Raw genomic sequence first — 19,146 nt, 5'->3', positions numbered from 1 at the left:
GCTTGCTTGCGCAGCGCAGCAAAACCAGGGGCGGCGCCTATAATTGAGGGTTTTTGCACTTCCCCCGTTTTTAGCGCTATGCCTATCTATGCATACAAGTGTGGCTCCTGCGGTCACGCCAAGGATGTGCTGCAGAAAATCTCGGACGCGCCGCTGACCGTGTGCCCAGCTTGCGGGGCCGAGGCCTTTTCCAAGCAGCTCACCGCTCCGGGCTTTCAGCTCAAGGGTTCTGGCTGGTATGCCACGGACTTCAAGAACAGCGGCAGCAAGCCGGCTGCAAGCACCTCTTCATCCAGTGACAGTGCCGCAGCCCCTGCTCCCGCAGCTGCTGCAGCCCCTGCCCCTGCGCCCGCCAATTCCTGAGGCTTACCCACACTATGTCTGCATTGCGCAAGTGGCTGATTGCCGGTTTGCTGGTCATCGTTCCCCTGGTGATCACGCTGGGCGTGCTCAACTGGATCATCGGAACGCTGGATCAGACGCTGGCCATTCTTCCCGAAGCCTGGCAGCCCGACAGATTGCTGGGCATGCATATTCCGGGCTTTGGCGTTATTCTGACCTTGCTGATTCTGCTGCTCGTGGGCGGCATTGCCAGCAATTTCATCGGCCGCAAGCTGGTGGGCTGGGGTGATGCGCTGGTGCGTCGCATTCCCGTGGTGCGCTCCATCTATTCCAGCGTCAAGCAGGTCTCGGACACCGTGTTTTCCGACAGCGGCAACGCTTTTCGCACGGCGGTGCTGGTGCAGTGGCCGCGCGAGGGCGTATGGACCGTGGCTTTCGTCACAGGCCAGCCCAGCGGTGAAGTGGCGGCTTTGCTGCGCGATGAATATGTGAGCGTCTTCGTGCCCACCACGCCCAACCCCACCGGGGGTTACTTCGTGCTGGTGCGCAAGAGCGAATGCATCGAGCTGGAAATGAGTGTGGATGCGGCGCTCAAATACATTGTTTCGATGGGAGTGGTGGCTCCGCCAGACCTCGCCCTGATCGAAGAATCCAAACAAACAACCTTGTCGCACCCCTAAGGTGCAGGAAGAATTTTCATGGCAATGCGTTCTCAATACTGCGGTCTGGTGACCGAAGCCCAAATGGGCGAAACCGTGACCCTGTGCGGCTGGGTGAACCGCCGCCGTGACCATGGTGGCGTGATCTTCATCGACCTGCGCGACCGTGAAGGCTATGTGCAGGTGGTTTGCGACCCCGACCGCGCCGAGATGTTCAAGGTGGCCGAAGACGTGCGCAACGAGTTCTGCGTGCAGGTCAAGGGTGTTGTGCGTGCGCGTCCCGCCGGCACCACCAACGACAAGCTCAAGAGCGGTCAAATCGAAGTGCTGTGCCATGAGCTGAACGTGCTCAACGCTTCCGTCACGCCTCCTTTCCAGCTGGACGATGACAATCTGTCGGAAACCGTGCGCCTCACGAATCGCGTGATGGATCTGCGCCGTCCCGTGATGCAACGCAATATGATGCTGCGTTACAAGACCGCCATCCAGGTGCGCAACTTCCTCGACAAGGAAGGCTTCATCGACATCGAGACTCCCATGCTGGGCAAGTCCACGCCCGAAGGCGCCCGCGACTATCTCGTGCCCTCGCGTGTGCATGACGGCGAATTCTTCGCGCTGCCCCAGTCGCCCCAACTGTACAAGCAGATGCTGATGGTCTCGGGCTTCGACCGCTACTACCAGATCACCAAGTGCTTCCGCGACGAAGACCTGCGCGCTGATCGCCAGCCCGAATTCACGCAGATCGACTGCGAAACCTCTTTCCTGAACGAAGAGGAAATCCGCGCCATCTTCCAGCGCATGATCAAGGAAGTGTTCCAGACCCAGCTGAACGTGGATCTGGGCGAGTTCCCCATCATGACTTACCAGGACGCGGCCTTCCGCTTCGGTTCGGACAAGCCCGACCTGCGCGTCAAGCTGGAGTTCACCGAGCTGACCGACATCATGGGCGACGTGGACTTCAAGGTCTTCTCCACCCCCGCCACTACCAAGGGCGGTCGTGTCGTAGCCCTGCGCGTGCCCGGCGGCGCTGCCATCTCGCGCGGCGAGATCGACGGCTACACCGAGTTCGTCAAGATCTACGGTGCCAAGGGCCTGGCCTGGATCAAGGTCAACGAAGTGGCCAAGGGCCGCGAAGGCCTGCAGTCGCCCATCGTCAAGAACCTGCATGATGCTGCCCTGACCGAAATCCTCAAGCGCACCGGCGCCCAGGATGGCGACCTCATCTTCTTCGGCGCCGACAAGGAAAAGATCGTCAACGACTCCATCGGCGCCCTGCGCCTGAAGGTCGGCCACAGCGAATTCGGCAAGAAGAGCGGCCTGTTCGAAGACAAGTGGGCGCCTCTGTGGGTGGTGGACTTCCCCATGTTCGAGCATGACGAGGAATCCGGCCGCTGGGTGGCCGTGCACCACCCCTTCACCTCGCCCAAGGATGGTCACGAAGACCTGATGGACACCGATCCCGGCAAGTGCATTGCCAAGGCCTACGACATGGTTCTGAACGGCTGGGAACTGGGCGGTGGCTCGGTGCGTATCCACCGTGCCGACGTGCAGGCCAAGGTGTTTGAAGCCCTGAACATCACGCCCGAGCAGCAACGTGCCAAGTTCGGCTATCTGCTGGACGCGCTGCAGTACGGTGCGCCCCCCCACGGCGGTCTGGCCTTCGGCCTGGATCGTCTGATCACGCTGATGACCGGCTCCGACTCCATCCGCGACGTGATTGCCTTCCCCAAGACACAGCGTGCCCAGGATCTGCTGACCCAGGCTCCCTCGCCCGTGGACGAGAAGCAGTTGCGCGAGCTGCACATCAAGCTGCGCAACCCCATGGTGGTCACCACCGAGGCTTGATTCCCAAGCTCCCCGTGAACAGCGCCGGTCGCTGTTCACACCCGGGCGCCAGTTCGCGAAAGCGGCTGGCGCTTTTTTATTGCTTTGAAATCGGGAGCTGCTTGCGCCTGTCAATCTTGAAATTCAGATAGTTTTCAGTCTGAATTCAATGAATGGAGAGCGGTTGAAGCTATGAATATTGATGGCTATCAAGCAGCAGGGCGACTCAGCCTGCTGTCATGCTGGCCGCGCTAATATGCTGCGATGGAAGTCAGGCCCTACAAGATTCCGCAGTCCGTGCTGGTCGTGATCTACCGCGAAGACGGGCAGGTGTTGTTGCTGCGTCGAAGCATTGCCGCGCCCGAGGGAGAGCCTTTCTGGCAATCCGTCACGGGCAGCAAGGACAGCCTGGACGAGGACTGGCACGAAACCGCCGTGCGCGAGGTGCTCGAGGAAACCGGCATCGATGCGTTGGCGCCGGACTGTTGCCTGACCGACTGGGAACTCGAGAACGTCTACGCCATCTATCCGCAATGGCTGCATCGTTACGCGCCGGGCGTCAGCCATAACCAGGAGCGTGTCTTCGGCCTCCGTGTGCCGCATCACATGACCGTGCACTTGAATCCCAGGGAGCACACCGCACATGATTGGCATGATTGGCGTGAGGCAGCCCAGCGCTGCTTTTCTTCTTCCAACGCAGAAGCTATTTTGCTGTTGCCGCGCTTCGAGCCGGCGCTGGTCGAGCGCCGCTGCAGGCCGCAGCCTTGAAACCAACAGTGCCTATGTCTGAAGTTCAGTTGTTTACGCCGCCAGAGCCGCAGATCCTGCGCGTGGCCACCTACAACATTCACAAGGGTGTGCAGGGCCTGGGCCCTGCCAGGAGGCTGGAGATTCACAATCTGGGACTCGCGGTGGAACAGCTCGATGCGGACATCGTCTGCCTTCAGGAGGTTCGCAAGATGAACCGCAAGGAGGAGCAGTATTTCGACCGCTGGCCCAATGTGCCGCAGGCCGAGTATCTGGCTCCCGAAGGCTACGAGTCCGTCTATCTGACCAATGCCTACACCCGGGACGGCGAGCACGGCAATGCGCTGCTCAGTCGCTGGCCCGTGATCGGCTACCAGCATGAGGACATCTCTGACCACCGCTTCGAGCAGCGCGGCCTGCTGCATGTGGAGCTGGACATCCACGGTAAGCGCGTGCACTCCATCGTCGTGCACCTGGGTCTGATTCCGGGCAGCCGCATTCGCCAGATTGCGTTGCTGCAGCGTTTCATCGAACGTGAGGTGCCGCCCAATGCGCCGCTGGTGGTGGCGGGCGACTTCAATGACTGGGGCAACCAGATCAAGCGCATGCTGGCGGGTTTCGGCCTGTTCGAGTACGAGGAAACGCAGGGCATTCTGACCTACCCTTCGCGGCTGCCGATTGCGCAGCTCGACCATATCTATGTGCGCGGCCTGACCCCGCTGGGGCTGCAGGTGCCCAAGGGGCGCATCTGGTGGCGCATGTCGGATCATCTGCCGCTGATCGCAGAGTTCAAGCTGTAGAGGCCCTGATCCCGGCCCCGCGCCTGCTGCTCGGGCGGGCGCGACAGCCTCGCCGCGCGGCGGCGCTTGCTCGCTGTCTCCGGTCGGGTGCATGCTTATTTTGAGATTGCTCCTGAAACCATAGCTTCCAACGCCTTGTAAACATGCATCTGGACGGCAAATCCTTTGTAGCTTCGGGAAGTTGATTCACTGGTACCATTCTTGAATGTTCAGAGATCTCGCCGACATGAAAAAAGACAACTCAGCCGAAGGAACACCCGTTTCGGTCAAGATCCGCGAGCGGCTGCAGGCAGCTAAGAAACGTTTCCACGCCAACGACAACATTGCCGAATTCATTGAGCCCGGCGAGCTGGAGAAGCTGCTGGACGAGGTGCAGGAGAAGATGCAGGGCGTGCTCGACTCCATGGTCATCGACACCGTGCATGACCACAACACGCGCGCCACGGCCCGCCGTGTGGCCAAGATGTATGTGAATGAGGTGTTCCGCGGCCGTTATGTGCATCAGCCGGCCATCACTGAATTCCCCAATGCCGAGCATCTGAACGAGCTGATGATCGTCGGCCCGATCACCGTGCGCAGCGCCTGCAGTCACCACCTGTGTCCCGTGATCGGCAAGATCTGGATCGGCGTGCTGCCCAACAAGAACACCAATGTGATCGGTCTGTCCAAGTACGCGCGTCTGGTGGACTGGATCATGGGTCGCCCGCAGATCCAGGAAGAGGCCATCATTCAGCTGGCCGACCTGATCATGGACAAGACCCGACCCGACGGGCTGGCCGTGGTCATGGAGGCCTCGCATTTCTGCATGTCCTGGCGCGGCGTGCGCGAGATGGATTCCAAGATGCTGAACTCCGTCATGCGCGGCGCTTTCCTCACCAACTCCGAACTGCGCCGCGAATTCCTGTCGCTCATAGCAGCTAGAAAATAAATGATCCCCCTGTGGCGCTTCGCGCCTTCCCCCGAGGGGGGGCGACGCCTTCGCTGCGGGGCGGCCCTTGCTTGGCGTCTCTCACATGTGCTGCGCCAGTTTCATCACGCACTGGCCATGTTCGGCCAGATGAAGCACTGAATTTTTCCTTTCAAAAGGCTGCGCATCGCGCGGCCTTTTGCATTTCCGGCTCTCATGTCCCTGCAAGCGTTCACTCTCATCATTCTGGCCGGCCTGATCCATTCGGGCTGGAATATCGTGGCCAAGAAGGCGGGTGGAGATGCCCGTTTTTCGCTCTACACCGCCATCTGCAATGCCGTCATCTGGTTGCCGCTGGGCTGGTGGCTGGGCAAGGATGTGGTGCCGGGCTGGGGCTGGATGGAGTGGGCCTTCGTCACCGCCAGCGCCGTGCTGCATGTGGCTTATTTCGTGGTGCTGCTGCGCGGCTACCGCGTGGCCGATCTCACCGTGGTCTATCCGCTGGCGCGCGGCAGCGGGCCACTGATCTCATCGCTGGTGGCGGTGATGTTTTTGGGGGAACAGATTTCAACGCTGGGGGCTGCCGGCATTGCGGGCGTTGTGCTGGGTGTGTTCCTGATCGCGGGCGGTCCGCGCATGATCGTGGCCATTCGCGACGGACAGGACCTGGAGGCGCGTCAGCGTGTGCTCGCGGGCCTCTACTATGGCCTGCTGACGGGCTTGTTCATTGCCAGCTACACCGTGGTGGACAGCTATGCCGTCAAGATGCTGCTGATGTCGCCGATTCTGGTGGACTATATGGGCAACCTGATCCGCCTGGTGATTCTGGCGCCGCTGGCCGCCAGGGACTGGCCCGAGACCAAGCGCCTGTGGCGTCTGCAGTGGCGTTACGCGGCAGTGGTGGCTTTCTTCAGCCCCATTGCCTATGTGCTGGTGCTCTATGCCGTGCAAAGCGCGCCCATCTCCCATGTCGCGCCTGCGCGCGAGGTGTCCATGTTGTTCGCAGCGCTGATCGGCGGCAGGTTGCTGGGCGAGGGCGACCGGGCCCTGCGCATTGCCGGGGCCGTGATGATTGCCCTGGGCGTGACGGCACTGGGGCTGGGTTGAAGTGAGTCGTTTGTCGAAAAGGCCTGTAGCCCTTGCCGATGAATCGCAAATAGCTATTGTTTTTGAAGAGATCTGAAAATGCCGACCTGGGAAGTCCTGATCACATTCTTTGGCGTGGCCTTGCTGCTGGGCCTGAGCCCCGGCCCCGACAACCTGTTTGTGCTGGTGCAATCGGCACAGCGCGGCTGGCGCGTAGGGCTGTGCGTGGTGCTGGGCCTGTGTCTGGGCATTGTCGGACATACGGCCGCCGTGGCACTGGGACTGGCGGCCGTGGTGGCCACATCGCCCATGCTGTTCACGGTGCTCAAGCTCTGCGGCGCTGCCTATCTGGCCTATCTGGCCTGGGGTGCATGGCATGCGCCGGTCAGCGTCGAAGAAAGTGCCAGGGCGCAGGAGCAGCGCGATGTGCTGACTCTGCGCTCCGCCATGGGCTGGGTGGGCAGAGGCGTGGTCATGAACCTGACCAACCCCAAGGTGCTGATCTTCTTTCTGGCCTTTTTGCCCCAGTTCGCCGACCCCGCTCGCGGCAGCGTGCCAGTGCAGATCATGGTGCTGGGCAGCGTCTTCATGGCAGCAGCTTGGCTGGTCTTTGGCTCTATCGCCTGTTTCTCGGGGCTCTTTGGCCAGATCCTGCAGCGCTCCGTGCGCGCCCAGCGCTGGCTGAACCGCATTGCTGCGACCGTTTTCGGTGCGCTCGCACTTCGTCTTGTGATGGTGCAACGCTAGAGGCAAACACTCTTAAAACTGGCGCGCCCCAGCAAAGGGGCAGCGAGCAAGGGCCTGTGCCGGCCGCGCCGCCCCGCAGCGAGGTTTTCGTCCCCCTCAGTCCCTCTCCGTCCCCCCTCCCATAGTGAGCGAAGCACGTAGAGAGAGAGGCGCCCGGCTAGGGGGAAGGCGCGTAGCGCCTCAGGGAGAGCTTGTCGTTCTTATCCCCAGGATAGCGCAGACAAGTCATTGACAAACACCGGCATGTCCTTCCACAGCCCGCGCAGCTTCTTGTTCGCCACGGTCACCCACTGCGGGGTGTAGAGAAAGCCGTGCACCGAATCATGCGCCAGCAGGCGCTGGGCGTCGCCAAGCAGGCGCGCGCGGTCGGCGGGGCGCGGTGTGTGCTTGATCTTGTCGAAAAGCTCGTTGAATTCCTGGGACTGGTAGCCCCAGTAGTAATCGGGCTTGGCAAAGTTGCCCAGATCAAACGGCTCCACATGCGAAATGATGGTCAGGTCGTAGTTCTTGTTGGTGTAGGTGCCCGACAGCCACTGTGCCCATTCCACATTCTGCAGCTTGAGCTGGATGCCGATCTTGGCCAGCTGGGCTGCAATCAGCTCGCCGCCTTGGCGCGCATAGGGCGCGGGCGGCAGCGTCATGGTCAGGGTCAGCGGGGTCTTGACGCCAGCTTCAGCCATCAAAGCCTTGGCTTTTTCCAGGTCAAAGGGGTTGACACCTGTGGTGTCCACATAGCCAAAGGCCGTGGGCACATAGTAGCTGCCGATGGGCACGCCATAGCCATCGGCGGCACCGGCAATCACGGCCTTGCGATCGATGGCGGCGGCAATGGCACGGCGCACGCGGATATCGCTGAGCGGCTTTCGCGCATTGTTGATGGCCAGAATGGTCTTGGCGCGCGAGTTGCTCACCACCACCTGAAAGCGGGCGTTGGCTTTGAACTGGGGCACGCTGCGCGGCGAGACGCGCGGGAAGGCATCGACATCGCCGGCCAGCAGGGCTGCAACCTGTGCTGCGGGATCGGGGATGAAGCGGAACACGGCGCGCTTGATGCGAATGCTCTGTGCCGAGCGATAGCCGGGCCAGGCGGTCAGCGTGACCGATGCACCCTTGGCCCAGGCCGCCAGCTTGTAGGGGCCGGTGCCCACGGGCTTGCTGGCGTTGGTGGTGGCGCTCTTGGGTTCGACAACGATGGAGGTTGCCTGACCCATCATGAACAGAAAGTCGGGATCGATCTCCTGGTTGGTCAGCACCACCGTATGCTCGTCGGCGACCTTGGTGCTCAGATTGGCAAAGGTGCGCTTGTCCTTGTTGGTGCTTTTGTCCGCGGCCGCGCGGTCGAACGAGAACTTGACGGCGGCAGCGTTGAAGGGCTCTCCGTTCTGGAACTTCACATCCTTGCGCAGGCGAAAGGTATAGGTCTTGAGATCGGACGAGACTTCCCAGCTTTCGGCCAGCAGAGGCGAGACGCTGCCGTCGGAGTTGATCTTGGTCAGTGTCTCAAACACGTTGTAGAGCACGACTTCGGCAATCGAGGAGGCCGCCCCGGCCGTGGGGTCCAGTCCTGGCGGCTCCAGCGTCATGGCCAGCGTGACACTGTCTTTCTTGGCCTGGGCCATGGCAGGCCAGGCAGCGAACAAGGGCAAGCTGGCAGCCGAGCTGGCCAGCAAGGAGCGGCGATTGAGCATCAACAAAGTCTCCGATGGGGGGGCTGGCCGCATGGGGCCATCAAAAGCGCTGCAAGTCATCGCGGGGAGCGGACTTGTTTCATATGCGTTTTTACACCAGTCGGAGCAGTCTTTGCAGTGGTCGCAGGCATATCGCTGCTGCGAGTGTGCACAACTGTTTGCCGGCCCGGTTCAGATGACTCGCGGTGCGGCCTTGACCAAGGCCTGGGTATAGGGGTGCTCGGGGGCGGAGAACAGCTTGCGCGGTGTGCCGCGCTCCACCACTTCACCCTGATGGAGCACGATGACCTGATCGCAGACATGCTGGACCACGGCCAGGTCATGGCTGATGAACAGATAGGACAGGCCCAGCTCGCGCTGCAGGTCCTGCATGAGATTGAGCACCTGGGCCTGTACCGAGACATCGAGCGCACTGACCGGCTCGTCGGCCACGATCAGGCGGGGGCGGGTTATCAGAGCGCGGGCAATGGCGATGCGCTGGCGTTGGCCGCCGGAGAACTCGTGCGGATATTTGTCGGCGTCCTGCGCGCGCAGACCGACCTGGTCGAGCACGCTCAGCACCTGCTGGCGCCTGGCAGGGCGACTGAGCTTCTCATGAGTCGTTCCCAAAGGCTCGCTGACGATGGCCTCCACTGTCATGCGCGGGTCCAGCGACCCATAGGGGTCCTGAAACACCATCTGGAAGTCGCGCCGCGCGGCGCGCAGTTCCTGTTCGGACAGCCGGTGCAGATTGCGGCCCAGCAGTTCCACCCTGCCTTCGCTGGGGCGGTCCAGAGCCATGACCAGACGTGCCAGCGTGGACTTGCCGGAGCCCGATTCGCCGACCACGCCCAGGCTTTGTCCGCCCTGCAGCTCGAAGCTCACGCCGCGCAGCGCCTGCAGCGGCTCGGGCTTGTGCCACAGTGATGTGCGGGGACGTGAATATGCGCGTTTCAGGCCGCTAACCCTCAGCAAGATTGCGCTGCTGGTTCCAGCTTCAGAGGTTTCGGCTGGCTCGTTCATGTCCTTGCTCCTGCCGTCAGCACCTGTTCATACAGGCAGCGTGCCACATGGGGCTGGCGCCAGGAAGCGAGAGAGGCAGGTGCCGCCATGCTGGGCTGGTGCAGCGTGCGAGGCTGGGGGCGCTCCACATAGCACTCGTCCTGAGTATGGGCGCAGCGGCCCGCAAACGGGCAGCCTGCGGGCAGGTCCACGAGCTCTGGCACGGCTCCGACAATGGTGGGCAGATGGGCTGTACCTTCTGTGGCGTGGAGTTGTGGGCGTGCAGCAAACAGGCCGCGCGTATAAGGGTGGGCGCGCCTGGCGAACACCGCTTCCGTCATGCCGGATTCGACCACGGTGCCGCCATACATGACCAGCAACTGCTCCGCATTCTGGGCAATCACGCCCAGATCATGGCTGATGAGCACCAGCGCCATGGAATGCTCGGCCACCAGCTCTTGAAGCAGATCCAGAATGCGCTGCTGAACCGTCACATCCAGGGCTGTGGTGGGCTCGTCGGCCACCAGCAGATCGGGACCGCAGGCCAGAGCCATGGCAATCATGATGCGCTGGCGCTGGCCGCCGGAGAACTGGTGAGGATATTCATCGAGCCGCTGCGCAGCCTGTGCAATGCCCACTCTCTCCAGCAGCTCGGTGGCGCGGGCGCGGGCCTGGGCGCGGCTCATTCCCAGATGAAGCCGCAGCGGCTCTGCCACCTGGCGGCCGATGCTGTGCACGGGGTTGAGGGCGCTCATGGGTTCCTGAAACACCATGGCCATGCGGTTGCCGCGCAGGGCGCAGAGCTGGCGCTCGCTCAGGCCCAGTAGTTCCTGGCCGTCCAGCTGGATGCTGCCGTCCACCTGTGCGTGTTCGGGTAGCAGGCCCATCAGCGCCAATGCCGTCAGCGATTTACCGCAGCCCGATTCGCCGATCAGGCCTAGCGTGGCACCGCGCTCCAACGTAAAGCTCACATCGCGCACGGCCTGAGCCCGGCCGCGATGGGTCTGCAGATTGATGGTGAGGTTGGAGACTTCAAGCAAAGCCATGGTGATTCAACGCTCGCGTGTCAGTCGGGGGTCCAGCAGGTCGCGCAGACCGTCGCCCAGCAGGTTCAGACCCAGCACCGACAAGGCGATTGCCAAGCCGGGCCAGACGGCCAGCAGCGGCGCCTGGAACATCAGGGTCTGGGCTTCGCTGAGCATGCGTCCCCAGGATGGCTGGGGCGGCTGCGTGCCCAGGCCCAGATAGGATAGGGCGGCCTCGGCCAGAATGGCCAGTGCAAACTGAATGGTAGCCTGCACGACGAGTACGGCCGCAATATTGGGCAGCACATGCTGCAAAGTGATGGCACTGCGGCTTTTGCCGCAGGCGCGCGCGGCCAGCACGTAGTCGCGCGCCCAGATGGCATTGGCCGAGGCGCGGGTGATGCGCGCAAAGGTGGGGATGTTGAAGATGCCGATGGCAATGATGGCATTGACCATGCCGGCTCCAAACACGGCTGTGAGCATGATGGCCGAGAGCAGGGCTGGAAAGGCAAAGGTGAAGTCCGCCAGCCGCATGATGATTTCCTCCACCCAGCCACGGCGTGCAGCGGCGACCAGGCCCAGCACCACACCCAGCGTCAGACCTATGCCCACGGCGATCAGGCCCACGGCAATCGATGCACGTGCGCCGACCAGAATCTGCGAGGCAATATCGCGCCCGAAGGCATCGGTGCCCAGCCAGTGCCGGCTGCTGCTGGCCTGCAGGGCTGCGTCCATATCCACTTCATAGGCCGAGCCGGGGGTCCAGGCAAAAGACAGCAGCGCGGCGGCAATCAGCAAGGTCGTGAGCAGGGCGCCGAGCACAAAGCTGCGGTGCTGCAAGGCGCGCCGGCCAAAGCCTTGGGGCTGTGTGCGCGTGAAGGCGCGTGTCGGGTAGTCGCTCACACTGGCGCGGGTATCGGTCTGCCTGCTCATATATCGCCGGCCTTGATGCGGGGGTCGATGGCGGCATAAAGCACGTCGACGACAAAATTCACCACCACCACCATGGCGGCCAGCAGCAGCACGCAGTTGCGCACCACGATCACATCTCGGTTGGAAATGGATTGAAAGATCAGCCGGCCCAGGCCCGGCAGATAGAACACGTTCTCCACCACGATGGTGCCTGCCAGAAGATTGGCGAACTGCAGTCCCATGACGGTGACGACGGGAATCATGGCGTTGCGCAGCACATGACGCCAGAGCGCCTCGCCGCGTGACAGCCCCTTGGCGCGGGCCGTGCGCACAAAGTCCTCGCGCAGCACCTCCAGCACCGCAGAGCGGGTGATGCGCGCCAGGATGGCTGCCTGCACCACGGCCAGCGCAACGGCCGGCAGCAGCAGTGCCTGCAGCGCAGGCCAGAAGCCGCCGCCGGCCTCCTCGCTCCAGCCCGGAAAGCCGCCGGCCGAGAACCATTGCAGCTTCACCGAGAACAGCAGGATCAGAAGAATCGCAAACCAGAAGTTGGGGATGGCAATGCCGATCTGGGCCAGGCCCATGAGGCCTACATCGCCCCAGCGTTTATGGTTGGCGGCTGCAAACACTCCCGCAGCAATGGCCAGCACGGCGGTGATGCACATGGCCATGATGGCCAGCGGCACGGTGACCGCAAGGCGTTCCCAGACCAGTTCGGCCACGGGCGAGCCATAGACGTAGCTGTCGCCCATGTCGCCGTGCAGCAAGCCGGTTATCCACTGCCAGTAGCGCGTCAGCGCGGGCTGGTCCAGGCCCAGTTGCTGAACCATGGCCGTCACGGCCTCGGGCTCGGCATCGGGGCCCATGAGCATCTGGGCGGCATCGCCGGGCAGGACTTCCAGCACGGCGAAAACCACGATGGAGGCACCGATCAATGTGGCGACCAGCGTAAGCAGGCGTTTGAGCAAGAAGATGCTCATGGCGTGGGGCGTTGTTTCATCGTGAAGTGGGCTCAGACGCGGTGTTTGCGTGCTGCGCAGCATAGCGGCAATTGTGCCGCGTCCGGGAGGGGGTGGCTTTGTCCCGGGCGCTGCCATGTCTTGGGGAGCTTGGGATAATGTGGGTCGATACCGAGAACTTCACAGGAGCTGGCACATGGCATTGATGATTACCGATGAATGCATCAACTGTGATGTGTGCGAGCCCGAGTGCCCCAACGATGCCATCTATATGGGTGAGGAGTTCTACGAAATCGATCCGCACAAGTGCACCGAGTGCGTGGGTCATTTTGACGAGCCCCAGTGCGTGCAGATCTGCCCCGTGGCCTGCATACCGGTGAACCCCGAGTACATCGAAAGCCGTGAGGTGCTGTTCAAGAAATATGAGCTGCTTACGCAGGCCAAGAAAGAAAGTTAAGGCTCTTTGAGTCTGAATTCTTTGTATATCAAGCGCAAATAGCTCCTGATTCAGGAGCTATTTTTCATTCTGCCTCGGGTTCAGGCCTCGCCAGCTGCGGGCTGGGCGGCCTCGGGCGCAGGCTTGCGGGGTGGCTTGGGGCGTGGTGCCTTGGTGGTGTGGATCGCGAGAGTCGCCTTGTCCATCTGGCCGGCCACCATATCGGGCCAGGCCTTGAGCGAATGTGCGATGGCGTCTTCGATCAGCTTGAGTTGGTCGGGGGCCGGTTTTTTGAGCACCCAGCTGGCGACTTCGCCCTTGTGGCCGGGGTGGCCTATGCCCACGCGCAGACGCCAGTAATTGGGCGAACCCAGCTGGGCATGGATATCGCGCAAGCCGTTGTGGCCGCCATGGCTGCCGCCGAGCTTGAGCTTGACCACGCCGGGCTCGAAGTCCAGCTCGTCATGCACGACCAGGATTTCCTCGGGCTGAATCTTGAAGAAGCGGGCCAGTGTGCCGACCGACTTGCCCGAGAGATTCATGAAGGTCTGCGGCTCCAGCAGCCAGATGCTCTGGCCGTGGATGCTGGTGCGTGCCATCAATCCCCAGTAGCTGCGTTCTGGAACCAGGTTGACCTTGAGTTCGCGCGCCAGCGCATCGATCCACCAGAAGCCGGCATTGTGCCGGGTGTCTTCATATTCAGGGCCAGGATTGCCGAGGCCGACAAACAGTTTGATCATTGCTCGATTATCTTCTTGCCAGCAAAGCTGGGCGGGCGAGGGCTGTTGTGCATGGACCAAAGAAAAAGCCCACCGAGGTGGGCCTTTTCTTGGAGTACAGCGGCAGCCGCCGTACCGAAGTCGCAAGAATTACTTCTTGCCCTTCTTGGCGGGAGCAGCTGCGGGAGCAGGTGCGGCGCCTTCGGCAGGAGCCACTTCGGGCAGCTTGATGGAGATCAGCGAAGGGTTCTTGTTGGCGCCACGCACCACAGCCTTCACGCCGTTGGGCAGCTTCAGAGCTTGCAGGCCCAGCACGGACTTGGAAGTCAGGGCGCTCAGGTCCACCTTGATGAACTCGGGCAGGTTTGCGGGTTCGCAGATCACTTGCAGTTCGTGCATCAGAGGAGTCACGGTGCAGTTCTCGACCTTCACGGCGGGGGATTCAGCGGCGCCTTCGAAGTGCAGGGGCACGTTCATGTGCAGCTTGGTGTTGCCGTCCACGCGCTGGAAGTCGATGTGTTGCACCAGCTTCTTGTAGGGGTGGAACTGCACGTCGCGCAGCACGACCTTGGTCACTTGACCGTTGATTTCCATGTCCAGGATGCTGGAGTGGAAAGCTTCCTTGTGCACAGCGTGCCACAGGGCGTTGTGATCGATTTCGATCAGTTGGGCTTCACCAGCACCGTAGACGATACCGGGGGTCTTGCCCGACAGACGCAGACGGCGGCTCGCACCCGTACCTTGCTTGGCGCGCTCAGTAGCGACGAATTGCATAACTAACTCCTAGATGGGCGGACCGCGACCAGTCTCGCCCGATTGATAAAAGAATCTGCACCTTGCAGCAAGGCCGTGGATTCTTGCGGTGGCCTCGAAACGCTCAAACCTCCCGAAGGAGGTTTGCTTGGGCTCAAGGCCGAAAAACCAGAGATTTTAAGCGGTAAACAGACTGCTCACCGAATCACCTGTGGAAATGCGGTGAATTGTCTCGGCAAACAGGCCGGCTACGGACAGTTGGCGAATCTTGCCGCACTGCTGTGCTGCGGGGCTCAGAGGAATGGTGTTGGTCACAACCACTTCGTCCAGAGCGCTGCCGTTGCCGATGCGCTCCAGGGCCGGGCCCGAGAAGATGGGGTGCGAGCAGTAGGCGTACACGTTCTTGGCGCCGCGCTGCTTGAGCACTTCGGCTGCCTTCACCAGCGTGCCGGCTGTGTCGATCATGTCGTCCATGATCACGCAGTTGCGGCCGTCGATATCGCCGATCACGTGCATGACTTCGGACACGTTAGCCTTGGGGCGACGCTTGTCGATGATGGCCAGATCGCAACCCAGTTCCTTGGCCAGGGCGCGAGCACGCACCACACCGCCAACGTCGGGGGAGACGACGATCAGGTCTTCGTAGTTCTTCTGACGCAGGTCACCCAGCAGCACGGGGGTGGCGTAGATGTTGTCCACGGGGATGTCGAAGAAACCCTGAATCTGGTCGGCGTGCAGGTCCATGGTCAGCACGCGTTCGACACCTACGGCCTGCAGCATGTTGGCCACCACCTTGGCGGTGATGGGCACGCGGCTGGAGCGGGGGCGGCGGTCCTGACGGGCGTAACCAAAATAGGGGATCACGGCGCAGATGCGCTCGGCCGATGCACGCTTGAGGGCATCGACCATGACCAGCAACTCCATCAGGTTGTCGTTGGTCGGAGCGCAGGTGGACTGAACCACGAAAACGTCGCGGGCGCGAACGTTCTGCTTGATCTCGACCGCGACTTCTCCATCGGAGAAGCGGCCAACGTCAGCAGCACCAAGAGAGGTGCCGAGGTGCTTAACAATCTCTTCGGCCATGCCAGCATTGGCATTGCCTGTGAAGACCATGAAATCAGAGTGATGTGAATGCATTGTGCGTCCCAGTGCTGTGGGTTGCTATGACGCAAGAAGATGTTTGGCAGGGGAAGAAGGATTCGAACCTTCGCATGCCGGAATCAAAATCCGGTGCCTTAACCAACTTGGCGACTCCCCTACACAGGCCTTTTGTCGAAAACAAAAAGCCTTATAACTTGTTCTCTGGAATCCAGCTATTAAGTGGGTGTTTTTCCAGATTTCTGCAAATCTTGATCTGCCATGTGCTAGATGCACAGCTCAAATCAATGCTTTGCGTTATCGGTGCAAATACCGCACTTCCAGAGCCCGTCATTGTAGCATGCAATTTCAGTGATTCGAGCCAGCTTCTGACTTTCATCACCTCGGGCTGCAAGCCTTCAGCGACCGGCTGCAGGTCGTTTCGGCCAAAGCCGAAGTGATTCGCAGCGAAGTCCGCAACTATAGCAGGCTTTGTGTCGCGTTTCAGGAGCTCGCTGGAAAAAATCTTGCCCGTTTCCAGGCCCTGTTCGGGCTTGACCACCAGGAACTGCTGCTCCGGCAAGGCATTGCGGCCTGTCAGCGGGGTGATGATTTCGCCGATGCCGCTGACCCAGGCCGAGTGACCGCAGAGGAAAAAGGGGACATCGGCGCCGAGCTTCAAGCCTATGTCTTGCAGTTCCTGGCGTGAGAGCTTCAGATTCCAGAGGCGGTTCAATGCCATCAGCGTGCTGGCCGCATCGGATGAGCCGCCCCCCATGCCGGCTTGGGCGGGCAGGTGCTTTTCAATCCCTATGCGCACGCCTTGCGTGCAGCCTGTGGCTTGCTGCAGGGCACGGGCCGCGCGTGTGATCAGATCATCGGCAGGCAGGGCAACGCCGTTGAGGTCTTCACGGCTGATCTGGCTGCTGACCGTGCGCTCGAGATGCAGCACATCATGCCAGTCGATGAGCATGAAGACGGATTCCAGCAGGTGATAGCCGTCAGGCCTGCGGCCGGTAATATGCAAAAAAAGGTTGAGCTTGGCCGGGGCCGGCACGTCATAGAGCGAGTGCATGGCGTGTATGTGTCAGTAAGAGAAAAACGGTGCAACGATAGCACCGGGTTGCCGGCCAGTCAGCGAGCGTCCTGATCGAGAACGATGCGCAAGGAAGCCTCGGGTGGGGGGCTTATACGGTCGGCACGCAGGCGGCCATCGTTGATGCGCGAAAGATCTGTCTGCCAGCCGGTCACAGCCGTGTTCTTGCCTTGCAGCCAGTCGAACAGCGCGGTGACGGGAATCTCGCTGCCTGTCATGCGGGTGATGAGCTCAGGCAGGGAGTCTGACTGGGTGATCTGATCGCCCTGCTGCAAGGTGGCTCCGGCACGCGTCCATTGCAGGCGGGCCATGATGGATCCCAGCGGGTTGAAGACCAGCAGTGTTCCGCTCTCGGGCTGGCCTTGCAGCTCAAAACCGGCGCTGAAGGATTGCTGCCGGGCATCCTGGACCTGCAGCGCCATGCGGCCGGACCAGTGGTGACTGGCCGTCACATCGGGTTGCAGCTGCCGTGCCGGTTGGGCGCAGCCGCCGAGCATGGCCACTCCCAGAGCCAGCCCGAGGGCTGGCAGAATTTTCAAGAAAGTCGGCCTGCGCTTCATGGCGTCACTTTGTGGCGTTTGAGGGTTTCCAGCAGAGTGTCATTGCTGCTGTCTGCCTTCATACCCTGGCGCCAGATGAGTTGGGCGCGGTCTTGCTTGCCTTGGGCCCAGAGAACTTCCCCCAGGTGGGCGGCAATTTCCGCGTCCTGACGCGTGGCATAGGCCTGCTCCAGCAGTTTTTCGGCTTCGTCCAGATTGCCGCGGCGGAAATGCACCCAGGCCAGACTGTCGGTGATGAATGGATCGCCGGGCTGCATGTCCAGAGCGGTCTGGATCAAGGTCTGCGCTTCTTCCAGCTTGATGCCGCGATCAGCGTAGGAGTACCCCAGTGCGTTGTACGCATGCTTGAAATCGGGTTTGCGCTTGATGATGTCGCGCAGCAGGCGCTCCATCTCGCTGAAGTTTCCGGCTCTTTCCGCGAGCAAGGCGGTGTCGTAGGCCAGCTCCACATCATCGGGTGCCTGGCTCAGCAGCTGAGCTTGCAGCGCATAGGCTTCCTTGTTCAGGCCTGCGTCGCGCAGTAGCTGCACCTCGGCAATCTGCTTGAGGCGCTTCTGGTTGGGACCGTTTGCAGGAATGGCCTGGATCAGGGCGCGAGCTTCCTTCACCTTGCCCTGGCGAGCCAGCAGATCGGCGCGCCGAGCCTGCACGCTGAGCAGGTTGGCGGCATCGGGAATGCGCTGCAGATAGATGTCGGCTTCGTCGTAGCGCTGACGCTTCTCGGCCAGATCGGCCCTGAGCAGATAGAGCTGGGATTCGCCAGCAGCGCGACCCACACCCTCAGGCAGCTTGGGCAGCAGAGCGCTGAACTGTGTCAGGGAAACGTCGGCAGCATCCAGCTCGCCATCCTGCAATTGCAAATTGGCGAGCATGACCCAGGCTTCCGGAAATTCGGGCGCCTCGCGCGTTATGAGCTGCAACTGGGTCTTGGCATCGGCGTTGCGTTTTTGTCCCAGCAGCACGCGGGCATAGGTCAGGCGCAGTTGTGGCGAATGATTCTTTTCAAGATAGCGCTTGACCAGCGGCTCCACTTCGGCGGAACCCGATTCCAGCAGTTCCATGGCCAGCAAGGCGACGGCACCCGATTCAGGACCCAGCTTGGCGCCGTTCTGCAGCGCCTGCAGGGCGGCAGGCTTTTGACCGGCGATCAGGCGCATATGGCCTATGGCGGCCCAGGCCATGGGGCCGTTCTTCGGGTCCTTTAAATCGATTTCCAGCGCTTGCTCGACCACATCGGCGGCCAGAGGCTTGTCCGAGGCATTGTTGTAGAGCTGGGTGATGGCCAGAAAAGTGGTGCTGCGATTGGCTTGAGGGGTCAGCTCGACCTCTCGACGCAGATAGCTGGCCGAGTCTGCAATGCGGTTCATCACCACCAGAATGCGCAGCACTGCGCGGTTGGCATCGCGTGATTCGGGGTAGGCCTCCAGCCAGGCGCGGGCATTGCGCAGTGCGCGGTCGCCCGAGCGGGACTGAATGGCAAGCTCGGTGGCGCGGCGATAGAGCTTTTCGTTGTTGCTGCTGCGCGCGGCCTCCATCATCAGGGCCTGGGCGTCCGTCAGGGCGCCTTCCTGAGCGGCCATCTCTCCCACCAGGATTTCGTAGAACAGCTCGGCAGAGAGGGCTGCTTGCTCATTCTCACGCTCCGCGGCCTGTTCGAGATCAGTGCTTTGCTCGATCTTGTCCTGCTGGGATGGCGGGTCAGCGGTCTGGGCGGATGCGATTGCCGATCCCATGGCCAGAACGGCGGCCACGGCGAGTCCCTGAAAACGTAGAGGATGAACCATCGGCTCATAATAATCCAAGCTTGTTGAACACTTGGCGAAGATGA

At 61.6% G+C, this 19,146-nt stretch carries 20 protein-coding genes and 1 tRNA gene; 9 read left to right on the top strand and 12 right to left on the bottom strand.

Features of this window, described 5'->3' with window-relative positions:
* Positions 1-78 precede the first annotated feature (78 nt).
* From EIC84_RS06605 to EIC84_RS06570, 8 genes are all read left to right on the top strand, one after another.
* Positions 79-363, top strand: coding sequence for an FmdB family zinc ribbon protein (locus tag EIC84_RS06605; protein ID WP_003066005.1), 285 nt, complete (start codon positions 79-81; stop codon positions 361-363).
* A 14-nt stretch (positions 364-377) separates the two neighbouring features.
* Positions 378-1,022 carry a DUF502 domain-containing protein gene (locus EIC84_RS06600; protein WP_003058473.1) on the top strand — a complete coding sequence of 215 codons (645 nt, stop codon included), beginning with the start codon at positions 378-380 and terminating at the stop codon, positions 1,020-1,022.
* Positions 1,023-1,040: 18 nt separating this feature from the next.
* Positions 1,041-2,846: an aspartate--tRNA ligase gene (gene aspS / locus EIC84_RS06595; protein ID WP_003058472.1), complete on the top strand. Its 1,806-nt coding sequence runs from the start codon at positions 1,041-1,043 to the stop codon at positions 2,844-2,846.
* Positions 2,847-3,089: 243 nt separating this feature from the next.
* Complete coding sequence (gene nudB, locus EIC84_RS06590) at positions 3,090-3,593, top strand: dihydroneopterin triphosphate diphosphatase (protein WP_003066008.1); 504 nt, start codon at positions 3,090-3,092, stop codon at positions 3,591-3,593.
* Positions 3,594-3,607: 14 nt separating this feature from the next.
* The gene (locus tag EIC84_RS06585; RefSeq protein WP_003066010.1) at positions 3,608-4,372 is read left to right on the top strand and encodes an endonuclease/exonuclease/phosphatase family protein; all 765 of its coding nucleotides are present in this window, start codon (positions 3,608-3,610) and stop codon (positions 4,370-4,372) included.
* 205 nt (positions 4,373-4,577) lie between these two features.
* Positions 4,578-5,300 (top strand): GTP cyclohydrolase I, encoded by a 723-nt coding sequence (gene folE / locus EIC84_RS06580; protein WP_003073932.1) that lies wholly within the window; start codon positions 4,578-4,580, stop codon positions 5,298-5,300.
* Between the two features lie 195 nt (positions 5,301-5,495).
* On the top strand, positions 5,496-6,386 hold the full coding sequence (locus EIC84_RS06575) for a DMT family transporter (RefSeq protein WP_003066016.1): 891 nt from the start codon (positions 5,496-5,498) through the stop codon (positions 6,384-6,386).
* Positions 6,387-6,464: 78 nt separating this feature from the next.
* Positions 6,465-7,112, top strand: coding sequence for a LysE family translocator (locus EIC84_RS06570; protein WP_003066017.1), 648 nt, complete (start codon positions 6,465-6,467; stop codon positions 7,110-7,112).
* A 200-nt stretch (positions 7,113-7,312) separates the two neighbouring features.
* Here EIC84_RS06570 and EIC84_RS06565 read toward each other — a convergent pair whose 3' ends face one another.
* From EIC84_RS06565 to EIC84_RS06545, 5 genes are all read right to left on the bottom strand, one after another.
* On the bottom strand, positions 7,313-8,800 hold the full coding sequence (locus EIC84_RS06565; RefSeq protein ID WP_003066019.1) for an ABC transporter substrate-binding protein: 1,488 nt from the start codon (positions 8,798-8,800) through the stop codon (positions 7,313-7,315).
* A 171-nt stretch (positions 8,801-8,971) separates the two neighbouring features.
* Positions 8,972-9,802 carry an ATP-binding cassette domain-containing protein gene (locus EIC84_RS06560; protein ID WP_003066021.1) on the bottom strand — a complete coding sequence of 277 codons (831 nt, stop codon included), beginning with the start codon at positions 9,800-9,802 and terminating at the stop codon, positions 8,972-8,974.
* Positions 9,799-10,827, bottom strand: coding sequence for an ABC transporter ATP-binding protein (locus EIC84_RS06555; protein ID WP_003066022.1), 1,029 nt, complete (start codon positions 10,825-10,827; stop codon positions 9,799-9,801). The genes EIC84_RS06560 and EIC84_RS06555 overlap by 4 nt, the downstream gene beginning before the upstream one ends.
* 6 nt (positions 10,828-10,833) lie before the next feature.
* Positions 10,834-11,739: an ABC transporter permease gene (locus EIC84_RS06550; protein WP_003066024.1), complete on the bottom strand. Its 906-nt coding sequence runs from the start codon at positions 11,737-11,739 to the stop codon at positions 10,834-10,836.
* The gene (locus EIC84_RS06545; protein ID WP_003066026.1) at positions 11,736-12,698 is read right to left on the bottom strand and encodes an ABC transporter permease; all 963 of its coding nucleotides are present in this window, start codon (positions 12,696-12,698) and stop codon (positions 11,736-11,738) included. The genes EIC84_RS06550 and EIC84_RS06545 overlap by 4 nt, the downstream gene beginning before the upstream one ends.
* Before the next feature lie 175 nt (positions 12,699-12,873).
* On the opposite strand from EIC84_RS06545, the gene EIC84_RS06540 reads away from it, so the two are divergent.
* Entirely contained in the window at positions 12,874-13,134 is a 261-nt protein-coding gene (locus tag EIC84_RS06540) for a YfhL family 4Fe-4S dicluster ferredoxin (RefSeq protein WP_003066028.1), read from the top strand.
* An 80-nt stretch (positions 13,135-13,214) separates the two neighbouring features.
* Here the strand turns inward: EIC84_RS06540 and pth are convergent, their stop codons facing one another.
* The 7 genes from pth to EIC84_RS06505 all read right to left on the bottom strand — a co-directional run bounded on the left by pth (position 13,215) and on the right by EIC84_RS06505 (position 19,102).
* Positions 13,215-13,853, bottom strand: coding sequence for an aminoacyl-tRNA hydrolase (pth, locus tag EIC84_RS06535; protein WP_003066030.1), 639 nt, complete (start codon positions 13,851-13,853; stop codon positions 13,215-13,217).
* Between the two features lie 129 nt (positions 13,854-13,982).
* Positions 13,983-14,606 (bottom strand): 50S ribosomal protein L25/general stress protein Ctc, encoded by a 624-nt coding sequence (locus tag EIC84_RS06530; protein WP_003066033.1) that lies wholly within the window; start codon positions 14,604-14,606, stop codon positions 13,983-13,985.
* A 156-nt stretch (positions 14,607-14,762) separates the two neighbouring features.
* A complete protein-coding gene (locus tag EIC84_RS06525; protein WP_003066035.1) occupies positions 14,763-15,722 on the bottom strand; it encodes a ribose-phosphate pyrophosphokinase in 960 nt (319 codons plus the stop codon).
* A 44-nt stretch (positions 15,723-15,766) separates the two neighbouring features.
* A tRNA-Gln gene (locus tag EIC84_RS06520) sits at positions 15,767-15,843 on the bottom strand.
* 30 nt (positions 15,844-15,873) lie between these two features.
* Positions 15,874-16,737, bottom strand: coding sequence for a 4-(cytidine 5'-diphospho)-2-C-methyl-D-erythritol kinase (gene ispE / locus EIC84_RS06515; RefSeq protein ID WP_003066038.1), 864 nt, complete (start codon positions 16,735-16,737; stop codon positions 15,874-15,876).
* A 59-nt stretch (positions 16,738-16,796) separates the two neighbouring features.
* Positions 16,797-17,318 (bottom strand): lipoprotein insertase outer membrane protein LolB, encoded by a 522-nt coding sequence (locus EIC84_RS06510; protein ID WP_003066040.1) that lies wholly within the window; start codon positions 17,316-17,318, stop codon positions 16,797-16,799.
* A complete protein-coding gene (locus EIC84_RS06505) occupies positions 17,315-19,102 on the bottom strand; it encodes a tetratricopeptide repeat protein (protein WP_003066042.1) in 1,788 nt (595 codons plus the stop codon). The genes EIC84_RS06510 and EIC84_RS06505 overlap by 4 nt, the downstream gene beginning before the upstream one ends.
* Positions 19,103-19,146: the final 44 nt, after the last annotated feature.

This window comes from Comamonas sp. A23, assembly GCF_004522605.1.
Classification (GTDB): domain Bacteria; phylum Pseudomonadota; class Gammaproteobacteria; order Burkholderiales; family Burkholderiaceae_C; genus Comamonas; species Comamonas thiooxydans.
Note: the sequence above shows the minus strand (reverse complement) of the source record. Positions and strands in the feature narration are given on the sequence as shown.

Coding starts and splice junctions, on each gene's coding strand:
- EIC84_RS06605 (WP_003066005.1), top strand. CDS start 79: ATGCCTATCTATGCATACAAGTGTGGCTCCTGCGGTCACGCCAAGGAT.
- EIC84_RS06600 (WP_003058473.1), top strand. CDS start 378: ATGTCTGCATTGCGCAAGTGGCTGATTGCCGGTTTGCTGGTCATCGTT.
- aspS (WP_003058472.1), top strand. CDS start 1,041: ATGGCAATGCGTTCTCAATACTGCGGTCTGGTGACCGAAGCCCAAATG.
- nudB (WP_003066008.1), top strand. CDS start 3,090: ATGGAAGTCAGGCCCTACAAGATTCCGCAGTCCGTGCTGGTCGTGATC.
- EIC84_RS06585 (WP_003066010.1), top strand. CDS start 3,608: ATGTCTGAAGTTCAGTTGTTTACGCCGCCAGAGCCGCAGATCCTGCGC.
- folE (WP_003073932.1), top strand. CDS start 4,578: ATGTTCAGAGATCTCGCCGACATGAAAAAAGACAACTCAGCCGAAGGA.
- EIC84_RS06575 (WP_003066016.1), top strand. CDS start 5,496: ATGTCCCTGCAAGCGTTCACTCTCATCATTCTGGCCGGCCTGATCCAT.
- EIC84_RS06570 (WP_003066017.1), top strand. CDS start 6,465: ATGCCGACCTGGGAAGTCCTGATCACATTCTTTGGCGTGGCCTTGCTG.
- EIC84_RS06565 (WP_003066019.1), bottom strand. CDS start 8,800: ATGCTCAATCGCCGCTCCTTGCTGGCCAGCTCGGCTGCCAGCTTGCCC.
- EIC84_RS06560 (WP_003066021.1), bottom strand. CDS start 9,802: ATGAACGAGCCAGCCGAAACCTCTGAAGCTGGAACCAGCAGCGCAATC.
- EIC84_RS06555 (WP_003066022.1), bottom strand. CDS start 10,827: ATGGCTTTGCTTGAAGTCTCCAACCTCACCATCAATCTGCAGACCCAT.
- EIC84_RS06550 (WP_003066024.1), bottom strand. CDS start 11,739: ATGAGCAGGCAGACCGATACCCGCGCCAGTGTGAGCGACTACCCGACA.
- EIC84_RS06545 (WP_003066026.1), bottom strand. CDS start 12,698: ATGAGCATCTTCTTGCTCAAACGCCTGCTTACGCTGGTCGCCACATTG.
- EIC84_RS06540 (WP_003066028.1), top strand. CDS start 12,874: ATGGCATTGATGATTACCGATGAATGCATCAACTGTGATGTGTGCGAG.
- pth (WP_003066030.1), bottom strand. CDS start 13,853: ATGATCAAACTGTTTGTCGGCCTCGGCAATCCTGGCCCTGAATATGAA.
- EIC84_RS06530 (WP_003066033.1), bottom strand. CDS start 14,606: ATGCAATTCGTCGCTACTGAGCGCGCCAAGCAAGGTACGGGTGCGAGC.
- EIC84_RS06525 (WP_003066035.1), bottom strand. CDS start 15,722: ATGCATTCACATCACTCTGATTTCATGGTCTTCACAGGCAATGCCAAT.
- ispE (WP_003066038.1), bottom strand. CDS start 16,737: ATGCACTCGCTCTATGACGTGCCGGCCCCGGCCAAGCTCAACCTTTTT.
- EIC84_RS06510 (WP_003066040.1), bottom strand. CDS start 17,318: ATGAAGCGCAGGCCGACTTTCTTGAAAATTCTGCCAGCCCTCGGGCTG.
- EIC84_RS06505 (WP_003066042.1), bottom strand. CDS start 19,102: ATGGTTCATCCTCTACGTTTTCAGGGACTCGCCGTGGCCGCCGTTCTG.